The sequence below is a fragment of the Pseudoalteromonas luteoviolacea NCIMB 1942 genome, assembly GCF_001625595.1.
Classification (GTDB): domain Bacteria; phylum Pseudomonadota; class Gammaproteobacteria; order Enterobacterales; family Alteromonadaceae; genus Pseudoalteromonas; species Pseudoalteromonas luteoviolacea_A.
In genome coordinates this window covers 31,682-46,282 of the sequence record NZ_AUXT01000171.1, presented here as the reverse complement: position 1 = coordinate 46,282, position 14,601 = coordinate 31,682, and the positions used below count along the sequence as shown (strand labels likewise).

Genomic DNA, 14,601 nt, shown 5'->3' with positions numbered 1-14,601 from the left:
ACGTAAACTGGGGCTGAGAAAAACCTCAAATTTAAGGTGAAGGATCACTTGATACACTTTTCAAGTAGCATCTGTACGATGCATAACGGATGCAGCTTAATTTAATGAAAAAACAGACAGCGATATTACCTAAAGAATAGGGTAAAACGTGTGACCGAAAAAGTGTCACACTGGTAAGTTAGTCACATGCTGGTTGCTCAACCAAGACTTGTGATGCGATTTGACTTAATGCGCCTTGTTGTTCAATACGAAGTATTGTGTTGGGAATAATTGAAGTAGGGCCAGTATCTACCCTCTCCCCCGTGATTATCTCACTGAAGATTAAACTGCTCAGTAACAAACCCGAAGGCGCACCATGATTACCATCTGCTGTATGAAATGAGACGTTTGGCATATGCTGTATCGCAGCATCCCAAGCTAACCCTATTGGCGCAATACAACTTACTTGTTTACTGGCGATGTCTCGATGAATCCCCATTATATACTCAGCTTCTTGAGTTCGGCCTTTTTGCGGATGCTCTGGAAATAAAATGGGTGTGATCTCCAAATCTTTTGCCAGCGCAATCCATTGTTGTGTTGCTTGGGTCGAATACAAAACAGTCCCAGACTGAGAGTATTTTTGACCTTGAAAAATATGGGTTGATGGTTCATATTTTTGCTCGACCAATCTATATCTCTCTTACCTTCGATAAAGTTCACTCAGGCCTTGGCACCGTCAGAAAATACAATACTTGTAGTAGCGAGCCTTGGCATATTGCCGTATCTGCTTGCTCTACAACTTTGGGTTTGCCATGCACCGCAATTCCGAGATCAGCTGCCGCCATCATCACCAGATCATTTGCACCATCCCCCATCGCTAGGGTTTGCTCAGGCGCAATTTTATACTCAGCCTGTAAAGTCTTTAAGACTGCGGCTTTTTTTTGTGCATCGACCACTTCACCCAGCACTTTACCTGTTAGCTGCTGATCTGCGATTTCTAGGGTATTTGCAAATACCCAATCTAAGCCTAACTGCTCTTGTACAGCTTGTGCAAACCAAGTGAAGCCACCAGATGCAATCGCCAAATGCCAACCATGCGCTTTGAGCGCGATACATAGCTCTTTAACACCGGGCATGAGAGGTAAATTAGCCTTAAGTGGCTCAATCAAACTAAGTGGTATGCCTTTGAGCTTGGCAACTCTTTGATGCAGACTGTCACTAAATGCAAGCTGTCCGGCCATCGCCTGAGCAGTGACAGAGGCAACTTCATCATGCACATCTGCCAAACGTGCAATTTCATCAATACACTCAATTTCTATAGCCGTGGAGTCCATATCCATAACTAGAAGGCCGACAACAGAGAGTTGTGGCAGAATATTTAAAACAGCGCCTTGGCAACCGACTTGACGTGCTGTGTTACGCACAGAATCTTTAATATCAGTGTCTGAAGAGACTTCTATTGCGATACCCCGAGGCAAACTCTGATGTGCCTCAAAACAACAAATACGATGACATTCGACGGGCGATTCCAACGATGCTACAAATTCAGCAACCTGGCTACCGCTCAGCTCGCTTCCAAACAAGACGATGAATCGCCTTGTCACATTCTCTTCGCTTATTGCATCAGACAATTGACCATTTTCAAATGGATACCACTTTGCTAAGGTAAGTTGATTTTCAACAGGGCGGACATCAAGCTGACTGATATCAATAACATTTTGCATTGGCATGGAGCACTCCTAGAAACGGTAGGAGACCTTTTTATCATCTAATGCCTGCAATGTCAGCCAGCAACTATTAACTATGAAAAATACACAAGCCAGCGAGTTTCTCAAATCCTCTAAAAGCAAGCGTATGTTACGGCTCATTGTGGCAGCTAGTTGCTTACTCGCGTTAGTTTGGATTGCCAGCAATACCAGCTTTCGCTCACATCAGTTACTACATACCAATGCCAATCACGCCGCTCAAAGCTTAGTCAATCAGTTTGCTCTCAACGCTGCGGAACCGCTATCACGCTCGGATACTCCTAGACTAAGGGCATTGAGCAATCACCTAGCCAGTGATCCCTATGTCCTCTCTGTGGCGGTGTACAGTCCTCAAGGGAGCTTTGTAATGGGTAATGATGGGCTTAGTGCACCGCCAAGCTTTACGGGCTTACCGAGTGGGTTGGCAGGTATAAACCCCAGTAAAGATGCCATCGTAAGTACCATAGAGCACAATGAACAAACTATTGGTTTTGTCAGTATTGAGTATCTAACCGATGCTGCAATGAGCGAAAGTCATAAACACTTTCACCAGCTCGGTCGCGTTGTATTATTAATGCTCATTATTGTAGGTATTTTTACTTGGCAAATTGGTCGCGCGTTAACCCGCAGAGATGTGAAAAATCAGATAGAAAAAAGTGCACAAGAAGAAGAGTAAAGCTGATGCGCTATTTCTTGCTTAGATTCATCGCGTAATGAACAAAAGTGCTCAAACACATCAAACAAGCGCTTTGGCAGATTAGGCTGACCTTGAAAACCATTAAGTGGCATAGACGGCGCGTCAGTTTCTAACACAAAACACGTCAGCGGCAGCGCTTTTATCACTGCGTGTGTTTTTTGTGCTCTAGGGTATGTTATGGTGCCTCCCATTCCCAGCTTGAAACCCATATCAGCATAATATTTGGCTTGCTGCACAGACCCTGAAAATGCGTGAATAACCCCGCCATATTGAGGCTTCACGGCTTTAAATGCCTGTGCAATCAAGTGATGACTTTGTCTGTGATGAACAATGAGCGGTAACGCTAATGTGTTAGCAAGTTGAATGTGCTGAGTGAATAGTGCCTGTTGCAGTTCTAAATGGTTACATTTAGCATCAATGCCACACTCACCAATGGCACTGAGCTTATCCCGATGACACTGCGCAAGCTGGCAAAGCTCGTCCATCTCGTTACCACTCTCTGGCGCTAAGAAATAAGGATGTAGACCAAAAGCGATATGGCATTGTTTATAGCGCAGTTTAAAATCAAGCAGCGATTTACTTTGCGCCAGTGTAATACCAGGCACCACAAACTTTGTGATGCCGAGGCTCGCTGCATCGCGAATATGCAAATCTAACTCGTCATCTAACTCTTCAAAATCAAGATGACAGTGCGTATCGATAAAATGCATGGCTAAGGATTTAAGCGCTCAATCTGCCAACTATCATCTGCTTGCTTGATATACATAAAGCGGTCGTGCAACCTGTGCTCACCACCTTGCCAAAACTCAATTTTATGTGGCACCACACAGTAGCCACCCCAAAAATCAGGCAGCGGAATATCGCCTTTTGCAAACTTACTTTTCATGCTCTGAAAAGTCTGCATCAATGCTTGGCGAGAAGACACTGGACGAGACTGCTGAGAAGCCCAAGCTGCCAATTGGCTTTCTTTAGGCCTAGATAAAAAGTATTTCGCAACCGCAGCGGTGCTTAAAGATTGCGCTTCGCCATATACGATGACTTGTCGTTCAATGGCATGCCAAGGAAAGTGCAGTGAAATTTTGTTGTTTACACCGAGATCTTGTGCCTTTTTTGACCCTGTATTGGTAAAAAATACAAAGCCGTTTTGATCAAGTTGCTTGAGTAGTACGATACGCTGTGAGGGCTGCCCCTCTTCATCCACCGTAGCAACTACCATCGCGGTGGGATCGGCGCTAAATTTGGCTTCTACTGCTTGTGCTAACCATTTCTCAAATTGAGCAATGGGGTTTTCATCAAGCATTTCTCTGTTTAATCCACCTTGTATATATTCTCTGCGAATATCATCTAATTTCATCAGGGCGACTCCCTAGCAATTCCTAATTATCTCCACCTGACACACTCTATCAGGTCGCCATCAAATAATAAAAAGCCGCCCTAATCTGGCGGCTTTTTGTAATATTAAGCGTGCAAAGCAAACATTACATTTGCTCCATTACCTCAATACCCAATAGGTCTAAACCAGACTGAAGCGTTTTCGCCACTAGGTTACACAGAACTAGACGGCTTTCACGTGTTTGTTCACTCACGTCGTCTTTCAAGATTGGACACGCTTCATAGAAAGACATGTACAAGCTCGCAAGCTCATATAAGTACCCACACAATACGTGCGGTGTCGCTTCGTTGATCATCAGATCCAAGATTTCTTCTAGCTGCAACAGCTTAAGAGCAAGCGCTTTTTCTTGCGGCGCTACGATTTCAATCTTGCCAGCTAGCTCATTGCTATTGACGTTCGCTTTACGGAAAATACTTCTTACACGTGTATATGCGTACTGAAGATATGGTGCTGTTGCCCCTTCGAAGCTCAGCATCGTATCCCAGTTGAAGATATAGTCACTCGTACGGTGTTTAGATAGATCAGCGTATTTCACAGCACCAATACCCACTTTACGAGCAATTTCTGTACGTGCTTCTTCTGAAAGCTCAGAGGCACGACCAGCAAGCTTATCAGCTGCACGGCTTACAGCCTCATCAAGTAAGTCAGCAAGCTTAACTGTCCCACCAGTACGCGTTTTGAACGGCTTGCCATCGTCACCCATCATGGTGCCAAACAAGCTTGGTTCATAACTTGTTTTGCCTTTTAACAGACCTGCTTTACGAGCTGTGATCTCTACTTGATTAAAGTGTAGACCCTGCCTTGCATCAACAAAAATTAAAATTCGATCAACATCCAACTCGTTTGAGCGATAATCACACGCTGCTAAATCCGTTGTTGAGTACAAGAAACCGCCGCCAGATTTTTGCACGATGAACACTGATGGTTCACCGTCTTTATTGGCAAGTTCATCGAGGAACACAACCTGAGCACCTTGGTCTTCTACCGCAATACCCTTTTCTTTTAATAGCTCAATCACGCCATTAAGACGTGCGTTATAAGCACTCTCTGCTTTGATGTCTTCACGACCTAAAGTCACATTAAGCTTTTTGTAAACTTCTTCTGAATGCTTAACAGAGGTGTCGATAAATAATTGCCACAGTTTTTCACAGTGCACATCGCCACCTTGTAGTTTTACAACGTAGTCACGCGCTTTATCTGCAAAGCCTTCTTCATCGTCAAAACGCTTCTTTGCGTCGCGATAGAAGCTTTCTAGATCGGCAAGTGCCACAGTTTCAAGATCAATACCTTGTTCAAGTAAGTCTTCTAGGTGAGCAATCAACATACCAAACTGTGTGCCCCAGTCACCCATGTGGTTTTGACGAATAACCTGATCGCCACGAAACTCAAGAGCGCGCACTACCGCATCACCAATGATGGTTGAACGCAAGTGACCAACGTGCATTTCTTTTGCCAGATTTGGCGAAGAGTAATCGACGACCACTTTATGTTGCTGCGCATGCTCAGCAACACCTAGTTTACTGTCTTGGTTTGCAGCCTCTAGACTGCTCGCTAAGAACTCTGACTTTAAATGGATATTGATGAAACCAGGGCCAGCAATTTCGACTTTATCAGCCAGTTCTTCAACCGCTAAGTTATCGATGATTTTTTGTGCAACTTCGCGTGGGTTTGTTTTTAATGCTTTTGCCGCGCCCATTGCCCCGTTGATTTGGTAATCACCAAACTGTGGGCGAGTACTTTGCGTTACTGCTGGGTTTGTTCCTTCAGGGATACCTGCAGCAAGCATTGCCGCGTTTGCCTTTTCAATTAAAATACTTTTAATGTTCATGGAATTCTCATCTTTTTCGTGTTTAGCCAAATAAACTGGCTATACACATAGAATTAGTTGGTCACTTCAATTTGGGGCAATTCAAAATTCGCCCTATCGAATTACAACCTAACTGTTCAAGGTAGAGTGGCTTGAACAGCTGGTTTGTACCAATTTAGTGTTCGCGTGTTTGGTGGAATTTAACTTCAGGATAACGTTCAACAGATAAGTTCAAGTTCACTCGACTTGGCGCAACATAGGTCAGGTTATCACCGCCATCTAGTGCCAAGTTTTGCTCGCACTTGCGTCTAAACTCAGCCATTTTCTTCTCGTCATCACAGCTTACCCAGCGCGCAGTCTGAACAGCAACACTCTCATAGATTGCATCAACGTTATACTCAGATTTCAGTCGCGCAACAACCACATCGAACTGCAGCACACCAACCGCGCCTACAATAAGATCATTGTTTGCCAGTGGTCTAAATACTTGTACCGCACCTTCTTCAGACAACTGAACCAACCCCTTTAGAAGTTGCTTTTGTTTTAGAGGATCTTTTAGGCGAATACGACGGAATAATTCTGGTGCGAAGTTAGGAATGCCGCTGAACTTCAGCTTTTCACCCTGCGTAAACGTATCACCAATTTGAATCGTACCGTGGTTATGCAAACCGATAATGTCACCTGCGAATGCTTCCTGTGCACGCTCGCGATCGCCCGCCATAAAGGTTACCGCATCAGAAATGCTGACTTGCTTACCAATACGGATATGGTTCATCTTCATACCTTGGCTGTATTTACCCGATACAATACGCATGAAGGCAATACGGTCACGGTGTTTCGGGTCCATGTTTGCTTGAATTTTGAAAACGAAGCCAGTGAACTTTTCTTCGTCCGCTTTAATCTCACGCTCATCAGTTTGACGCGGTAACGGCGTCGGAGCCCATTCAGTTAAGCCATCTAACATGTGGTCAACGCCAAAGTTACCAAGTGCAGTACCAAAGAAAACCGGCGTCAATTCACCACTTAAAAATAGCTCTTGGTCAAATTCATGAGATGCACCAATCACTAGCTCCAACTCTTCACGCAATTGTTCAGCCAGACTTTCGCCTACCGCCTCATCCAATTCGCTATTGTCTAAGCCTTTAATAATACGCTTTTCTTGAATCGTATGGCCTTGGCCTGTTTGATACAAAATAGTCTCATCGCGGTGAATGTGATAAACACCTTTGAACTCTTTACCACAACCAATTGGCCAAGTTACTGGCGCGCACATGATATTCAGTTCAGTCTCAACTTCGTCTAGCACTTCCATTGGATCGCGGATATCACGGTCTAGTTTATTCATAAACGTGACAATAGGCGTATCGCGTAAGCGCGTTACTTCCATTAATTTACGTGTACGATCCTCAACACCCTTTGCGGCATCGATAACCATCAAGCAAGAATCCACAGCCGTCAGCGTACGATAAGTATCTTCAGAGAAGTCTTCATGTCCCGGAGTATCAAGTAAATTTACCAGGCACTCATTGTACGGAAATTGCATAACAGATGTGGTTACAGAGATACCACGCTCCTTTTCCATATCCATCCAGTCAGATTTTGCGTGTTGGTTTGAACCACGCCCTTTTACGGTACCGGCTTGTTGTAACGCCTTTCCGAATAAAAGAACCTTTTCTGTGATAGTGGTTTTACCCGCATCCGGGTGAGAAATGATGGCAAAAGTACGACGTAGCGAGACCTCTTGCTGGATACTGTTATTTGACATTGAAAACTCTACTTTTGGCTTTTCGGAGTGCGATTGCTAATTCAGTGCACTCAACTATGAACACATATCCGCATATTGTCTCCGATCCTGACTATTTTAACAACTTATCGGCTGACAAATTCCAGATAATATATCGAGTCCAGAATGAGAAAGTAAGCACATTTGTTCTGTACGTAGCGTATTTTTCGATAACTCAATAAATCATGCATACAATTCGGATAAGTTTCCTCTGTATATTTATCGAAAATTCTATTTTTCCTGCTCCTTTTAGCCTATTTAGGCACTATACAATTTCGGATAAATTGATAGGATAGGCTAAAAAGTCTAATTAAAATAACGACATCATGACAAGTAAACTGTTTTCTATTCCAAAACCAAATCCAAATGCAACGCTCCGTTTGTTCTGCTTCCCATATGCAGGTGGCGCACCGAGTATATTTATGCCTTGGGTGAATGACATGCCTACACATATTGAACTGGTTGCCGTTCAATTACCTGGTCGCGGTTCAAGGTTGATGGAACCGGCACACAACACCATGCGTGCCATTATTGATGAGCTTATGTCACATCAATCATTTATCACTCAAAAACCATGTATTTTCTTCGGTCATAGTTTAGGAAGTCGCATCGCTTACGAACTCGCCAACCATTTGCTACAAACAAACAGCACAATTCCATTAAAAATAATTGCATCTGGGAGTCGTGCACCACACTTAAAAAGCCACAAACGTCCATTCTATAATCTGCCACACGATGAATTTATAGAAGAACTAAAATCACTCAATGGTACTCCCAAAGAAATACTTGAAAACACCGAGTTGATGGAATTATTTTTGCCTTTACTGCGTGCAGACTTTGAGATAGCTGAATGCTACCAAGCAAACAACTACGCTTTGCCAACCCCTATTGATGTGTTATTTGGAAAAGATGATGTCGATGTCACCGCTGAACAAATTGATGCTTGGCAAGATTTATCTGCTACCCCAATTACTACACATGCATTCAATGGCGATCACTTCTTTATCAATACATGCAGCGATGAAGTCAAACAGACTGTTATTCGCTTAGTAACCGACTTATAGAGCTTGTTAAAACGCTAGGGGCTTGAAGCTCTCTAGCGTATCTCCCCTCCCTCAAACAGCTGAGTTGTGACGCTTTACAAAATTTAAACGAATATTCACCTATAATCATAGACATGGGAACAAATGAACGATTATCATTAACAGCTAAGTAGTTAACTGTATTTGCTTAGCAAAAAAGTGATTCAAGTCAAAGCCTACCATAGGTGCAACAAGGAATTTAAAAACATGAAAAAAGCACTCGCTTTATGTGTGTTTACAGTCGCGCTTGTCGGTTGTAAAAGCTTAGTAGAGAAAGGACACAACCTCTTTCAGGCAGGCATGTATACTCAGTCTGCTGAGTACTATGAACAAGCTCTTGCTGAAGATCCCCACAATATAGAAGCACAAAAGGGGCTTGCACAAGCGCGTAACAAAATACTCGATAAAGGGTTGATAGACGTTCGTATGCTACGACTTGGTGGTAATCAAACGGGCGCTACACTTAAACTAGAATCGTTGTTACGCAATCAAATTGACTGGCAGGTAGAGCCATTTGGGGCCATAGCGAACACCCAAAGCGAAGAGCTTGCATATGCAGCTCAGTGGCTCCAACAGCAAGCTAAATTGCTTTCGCAATCTCGCTACCCCGATAAATTTCGCTACTTTGAACACAGTTACTCTTTTTTAATCAGTAATGCCCAATTGGGTACACAGTTTGCTGAATACAGAGTGCCCTTACAGAATAAAGCGCACATGCAATGTCAACAGATGGTGTCACAAGCAACCAATCAACGCTTTTTCTTGCGCCAATTTGCTGAGAAATATTGCATGTCGTGGTCACTACCGCAAGCATTTAAATCCATCAGCAAAGATCCAACGCGCTATTCTAATATCAGCTTATCCCCTGATTTCACCGTAAGGCTCCACCAGACCAGTCGGCAAGCCAACGTACTCAATACGGCTTCTTTGGCGTTTAAGCAAATTTTTAGAGAGAGCTTGTGGTACAGCCCTATAGGTCAAAAAACATTTGATTTAGAGTTTCAGGCTAAACTAGAGCATAGCCGCGAGGCCAAACTCGTAAATCGTCAAAAGCACTATACGACTGTCGAAGAGCGTATCAACCCACAAGAGCCAAAAGAGACCTTAGATGTTGAAGTAAAAAAAGCATATAGCTACCCCGTCACTGAGTTTACTGAACAGTTTAGTATCGATGCCATTTACAAAGGTGTCCTTGCAAGACAAAGCATTGAGTTTAAAGTGGACGACAGCCAAGTTCATTACACTCAAAGTCACCATGCTGACTTTCCGCAACTTGGCATTTCGCCCATGCAAGCGACTTTTTTAGATGCTGAAACCAGATTAGACAAGCAGTTAAGTGCTTTACAGTCTCATTTTAAAGCACAGCTTGACAGAATTTGGATAGAAACCCATTGCGATGGCTTAATTGGCGCGCAATACGGCGAATACATACTGCGCTGTGGCAAAATTGCCCCACAAAATGAATTTGTGAATAGCTGGTTTAAAAAACAGTTTGGTTTGGCCTATAACGAAATGGCAGCGCTTTATGCACTTTAATTACGCTTTTCATTGGTGAGGCACAGAGGTTTACTTATTGCCTTACCAGCCCGATAGAATGGGTTTGGCCGAGCTTTCCCAAGTGCACGCCATATGAGCAGCTTTATGATCATGGTAGCGACGATTTGCTTATGGGAGCGTGGACCTTTTTTCTCTTTTGGGATTGGCTGATTGGCAAACTTACAAAACACGCTACCTTTAATCGGCCCAACAGTACTATCCAAGTCCTGCACAATGCTAGAACTAATAAACCCCACTAACGGCCACTGGGCATTGATAGTATTGCCTATGGGTGAATTACAACAACTAGCATACCAACGGTGAACGCCTTTAGGCGTTACCTTCAAACACCTTAAATGTTCATGTCCAGATACGATGGACACTTGTGAGGCACTCACTTGGTACACATCCGTACCCCCATATTTATTAAGTGACTTTTCGTGTCCTAGGTGATTTAAAAATGCTTGGCAATCATCGCAATAACACATAACACGATTTTGAAAAAAGCACTGACCACACGCCACTTTTCCATTCACGGAGCCACAGTCACAGCGTACATCCAAATACTCGGTCATGTTCTTTTCCTCACAATTAAGCTCTCAACCAACGGGGAATAAAGTAAGCGTGCTTTCCACTCTTTTCATGCTACCCTATGCGCGCTTTTTAATGCAATAAAATGACCTAAAACCTTGGCCTAGAGCGAGCTTCATGCTAGTTTTCTGCAAAACAAAATTAAATGGGAAATTACAATGCCTAAAGCCAGTGAAATTAAAAAGCACGCAGCGATTGAGTATAACGGTCGCGTAATGATTGTTCGCGATATCGAGCGCTCAGTACCACAAGGTCGCGCTGGCGGTAGTCTTTACCGTATGCGTATGTATGATGTTGTCAATGGCGGTAAGGTAGATGAAACCTTTAAAGCCGAAGAAATGCTAAAACTGGCAGACTTAACACGCCGCCCTGCAATGTTTTCATACGTTGATGGTGAAGAATACGTGTTTATGGATGAGGAAGACTACACGCCATATCACTTAAACAAAGAGGCCATATCCGAGCAGGTCTTGTTCATAAATGAAGACACAAAAGGTCTACTTGTAGTGGTTGTTGAGGGCACGCCTGTGTCTATTGATTTGCCATCTAGTGTTGAACTTGTGATTGAAGAGACTGCGCCTTCAATCAAAGGCGCTTCAGCAAGTGCACGTACAAAACCTGCGACGTTAACAACTGGTTTAATTGTTCAGGTCCCAGAGCACATCTCAACAGGCGACAAAATCAAGATCAACACAGCTGAAGTTAAATTCATGGGCCGTGCTGACAGCTAATTTTCATAAAAAGCCGACTAAGTCGGCTTTTTATCTCATCAATCTACAGTAACTCTAATTCCTTTCTCCGATAATCACTCGCTGATTTATTAAACACTTTTCTTTGTCGTCAACTTATGCCAATAATAAATGGAACGTTCCAATCCATAATAACAAGTAATATAATGGGAGTTAGTCATGAAAAAATATGCATTGTGCGCCATCGCCTTAGCCATTCAGTCGGCGGCTGTTCAAGGACACGCACATCAACATACTCAACACATCTCAAGCTCGCCCGTAAAGTGGCAACCGCAAAACGCGTATAAAAAAGGGCAGCGCGTGATATTTGAAGGTGTGCTTTATCAAGCAAGCTGGTGGACACAAGGCGATACCCCAAGAGAAAATAATTCAGGTGCTTGGCAATTATTACAATTTGTAAATGACACTGCCCAATCAAACTCGCCATGGTTAAGCTCACAAACCTATACAAAGGGCCACGTTGTTGCCTACAAAGGTGAATTGTTCAAAGCGCGTTGGTGGACACGCAATGACAAACCAAGTACAAGCCAAGTTTGGGAAAAGCTCGCTCATGATAAACAGAGCGACCCTAGCGCTTTGCAAAGTTTGGTCAGCGCTCACACCGAGCTAACAGAACAACAAGCAGACTCTCCTGCCGGCGAAGGCTTGAGTAATGCGTTTGATGGCGATCCACGCACTAAGTACGTCACCTTAAAGCCTCAGGGGTGGATACAAATCTCACTGGCAGAGGCGCAGCAAATTGCGCAATACCAATTTACTTCCGCAAACGATGCCCCAGGGAGAGATCCGCATAATTGGACACTATTAGGTTCCAATGATGGTGAAAGTTGGCAGCCGTTAGACAACCGCAAAGATGAGGTTTTTAGTCAACGATTTGAACAAAAAACCTATCAAGTCGAGCAGGCTCCTCCATTTAAACATTATCGCTTTGAATTAAGCCACAAAGGCACCGATAACTGGGGATACGACCTACTTCAAATCGCTGAGATAGATTTATTTGGCAAAACACAGCTGCCCATAGCCAATATCACCAGCGACAGCAACACTGTATTTATCAACGAGCCTACCACTTTTAACGATGCCAGTCACAATGCGCCAAATAGCTTTGAATGGCAATTTGAGCACGGCACCCCAGAAGCGAGTCTGGCTAAAAACCCACAAGTCGCATTTAAAACACCGGGTATTAAAACAGTCAGACTAACCACTTATAACTGGCACGGGCAAAGCGATGTCGCGACCCAACAAGTCAAAGTGGTCGACCCGCAAAATCCTTGGCAAGGCTTTAGCTACCCAGAGATTAAATTTGCCCATGAAGACACCGAAAGTGAAGGCTACAAGCGAATTCATCGATTGCTCCCTGATCTAGAAAAAACCATCAATGATGTCACCCTACAGGTAAACCAATTTCTATATAAACATTATGGAGAGTCTCCCGAATTCGATTCAGTGACCTTCAGTTTAAAATGGATGGATACGTTAGCTTATCGCGCAGGTTCAGGCCGTAACATGGAGATTGCATTTAGCACCAAGTACATTACGGAGTCACTGGCAAACGCGAGTGATGAAGAGGTAATTTACGAGCTACTTGGCGTATTTTGGCATGAACTGGTGCATGGTTATCAACACTTTCCAACAGGTGCAATGCAAGACGGCGGCGAAGTTCACGCTATTATCGAAGGCATTGCAGACTTAGTCCGGATCCGAGCAGGATACCACGCTACTCGCAAACCATCTCCGGCACGAAACTGGCTAGGTGGCTATACCAACACAGGTTTTTTCCTATCTTGGTTACAGGATAACTACGATGCGGATTTCACATATAAAATAAATCAAATGGTGCTCACAAGTCAGCGTGAGGGTTGGGAGTGGACGCTTGAAGAAGCACTCAAGCGTATCTTAAACCAAGATATCAAAGTCTTGTGGCAAAAATATCAGGCTACTTTAGGTGCTGCACCTGAAGCCCCGCCAATTCCTGTGGATCAAATTAGTCTGGTAAAAATCGGTGGGGACGCAGCAGTATCACAACCTCCTGTCGATCCCATTTATGCTATCGAAAACGCCTTTGATGGAGATCGCTTCTCAAAATACTTAACGATCCATCCCGGCGCTGACATCTCCTACTCTGGTTATGGCGAGGGTCGGCTCAAAGGTTATCGCTTAACGGTCGGGGAGAATCAGCCAAGCAGAGATCCAAGTAGCTGGACGTTATCAGCATCAAAAGATGGCGCTGATTGGCATGTTATCGATACACAATCAAGCCAGGTTTTTAGCCGTCGCTTAGAAACCCGAGACTTTGTATTGGATCTCGATGTGCCATATAGCCACTATAAATTTAGCTTTGTGAACAGTGGCCCACAAGCAAATGGGCAAGAGGTTTTTCAGATTGCGGATATCGACTTACTTATAGATAAAGCGACCGCGACTCTCCCTCTTGAGCTCGATAATTTTGTACTTGCGGGTGGCAAACTCAGTGCTGAACACGAAGGCTTCGCTCAATGGGGTGAAGGCTTTGAAAGTGCTTTCGATGGCGACTTTAGCAATAAATATGTCGCCCTCGCTCAACGTGGTTGGCTGCAATTTGAAGCTCCCTCACAATACGTATTACATGCTTATAGCATCACCAGCGGAAACGACGCGCCAGAGCGCGATCCTGCCAGCTGGGACTTATTAGCGTCCAATGACGGTGTTCACTGGCACACGCTAGATACACGCAGCGAACAGAGCTTTGATGCACGTAATCAAACCAAGATGTTCAGAATCGAAAATGAAATACAATTTAGTCACTATCGAATTGACCTAACCCACACAGCCACAGATTCCAATGGCAATAACCTACTACAGCTTGCTGAAATAGAATTATTTAGAGCTTTATAAATTTAACAATGCCAATTACAACATTTGCTGTAATTGGCATTATTTATAATATTTTTCAAAAAGAAATATTAAATAATACTCATACTATCGGCCATAATCTCATCAAAAATCCGCTCGACCTTATAAACTGAGTTTCGTCCAGCACTTGTCATTGCAATTCGCCTACTCCGCTTAATTGGTTTAGATAAATAGGGGGCAATTTGAACTAACTCCAAATAGAACTGATATTTACGTATGGAGCGATTAATATAATCGTAAACAAATGCAGTGCCATTTAAGCGCGAGCCCCACGCACCTATAGCTGCATTTTTAGTTTGATTCTCATGACCACAATCATGACAGCTGGTCATTTTAGTGAGGATGCC

Annotated in this window: 13 protein-coding genes; 5 read left to right on the top strand and 8 right to left on the bottom strand. The window is 43.6% G+C overall.

From position 1 onward, the window contains the following. Positions 1 to 178: 178 nt before the first annotated feature. Together N482_RS13925 and serB are read right to left on the bottom strand one after the other, a co-directional pair. A complete protein-coding gene (locus N482_RS13925) occupies positions 179 to 667 on the bottom strand; it encodes a hypothetical protein (RefSeq protein ID WP_063377608.1) in 489 nt (162 codons plus the stop codon). 28 nt (positions 668 to 695) lie between these two features. Then, complete coding sequence (gene serB / locus N482_RS13920; RefSeq protein WP_419555038.1) at positions 696 to 1,709, bottom strand: phosphoserine phosphatase SerB; 1,014 nt, start codon at positions 1,707 to 1,709, stop codon at positions 696 to 698. 73 nt (positions 1,710 to 1,782) lie between these two features. Here serB and N482_RS13915 point away from each other — a divergent pair, with 73 nt between their 5' ends. Beyond that, positions 1,783 to 2,400, top strand: coding sequence for an AhpA/YtjB family protein (locus tag N482_RS13915; protein WP_063377607.1), 618 nt, complete (start codon positions 1,783 to 1,785; stop codon positions 2,398 to 2,400). On the opposite strand, the gene N482_RS13910 is transcribed toward N482_RS13915, so the two are convergent. The 4 genes from N482_RS13910 to prfC form a co-directional block, all read right to left on the bottom strand. Then, entirely contained in the window at positions 2,367 to 3,131 is a 765-nt protein-coding gene (locus N482_RS13910) for a TatD family hydrolase (RefSeq protein WP_063377606.1), read from the bottom strand. The two genes, N482_RS13915 and N482_RS13910, sit on opposite strands and share 34 nt — an antisense overlap. 2 nt (positions 3,132 to 3,133) lie before the next feature. Beyond that, the gene (pdxH, locus tag N482_RS13905) at positions 3,134 to 3,778 is read right to left on the bottom strand and encodes a pyridoxamine 5'-phosphate oxidase (RefSeq protein ID WP_196763547.1); all 645 of its coding nucleotides are present in this window, start codon (positions 3,776 to 3,778) and stop codon (positions 3,134 to 3,136) included. A gap of 121 nt (positions 3,779 to 3,899) precedes the next feature. Next, a complete protein-coding gene (argS, locus tag N482_RS13900) occupies positions 3,900 to 5,642 on the bottom strand; it encodes an arginine--tRNA ligase (protein ID WP_063377604.1) in 1,743 nt (580 codons plus the stop codon). Between the two features lie 154 nt (positions 5,643 to 5,796). Continuing rightward, complete coding sequence (gene prfC / locus N482_RS13895; protein ID WP_063377603.1) at positions 5,797 to 7,386, bottom strand: peptide chain release factor 3; 1,590 nt, start codon at positions 7,384 to 7,386, stop codon at positions 5,797 to 5,799. 344 nt (positions 7,387 to 7,730) lie between these two features. On the opposite strand from prfC, the gene N482_RS13890 reads away from it, so the two are divergent. After that, entirely contained in the window at positions 7,731 to 8,468 is a 738-nt protein-coding gene (locus N482_RS13890) for a thioesterase II family protein (protein ID WP_063377602.1), read from the top strand. A gap of 225 nt (positions 8,469 to 8,693) precedes the next feature. Further along, positions 8,694 to 10,022 (top strand): tetratricopeptide repeat protein, encoded by a 1,329-nt coding sequence (locus tag N482_RS13885; protein ID WP_063377601.1) that lies wholly within the window; start codon positions 8,694 to 8,696, stop codon positions 10,020 to 10,022. Here N482_RS13885 and N482_RS13880 read toward each other — a convergent pair. Beyond that, positions 10,019 to 10,597, bottom strand: coding sequence for a DUF6151 family protein (locus tag N482_RS13880; RefSeq protein WP_063377600.1), 579 nt, complete (start codon positions 10,595 to 10,597; stop codon positions 10,019 to 10,021). The two genes, N482_RS13885 and N482_RS13880, sit on opposite strands and share 4 nt — an antisense overlap. Positions 10,598 to 10,771: 174 nt before the next feature. Between N482_RS13880 and yeiP the strand changes: the two genes are divergently transcribed. Together yeiP and N482_RS13870 are read left to right on the top strand one after the other, a co-directional pair. Further along, positions 10,772 to 11,344: an elongation factor P-like protein YeiP gene (gene yeiP / locus N482_RS13875; RefSeq protein WP_063377599.1), complete on the top strand. Its 573-nt coding sequence runs from the start codon at positions 10,772 to 10,774 to the stop codon at positions 11,342 to 11,344. 177 nt (positions 11,345 to 11,521) lie between these two features. Next, on the top strand, positions 11,522 to 14,236 hold the full coding sequence (locus N482_RS13870; RefSeq protein ID WP_063377598.1) for a basic secretory protein-like protein: 2,715 nt from the start codon (positions 11,522 to 11,524) through the stop codon (positions 14,234 to 14,236). Positions 14,237 to 14,304: 68 nt separating this feature from the next. On the opposite strand, the gene N482_RS13865 is transcribed toward N482_RS13870, so the two are convergent. Beyond that, a complete protein-coding gene (locus tag N482_RS13865; RefSeq protein WP_063377597.1) occupies positions 14,305 to 14,586 on the bottom strand; it encodes a hypothetical protein in 282 nt (93 codons plus the stop codon). Positions 14,587 to 14,601 lie beyond the last annotated feature (15 nt).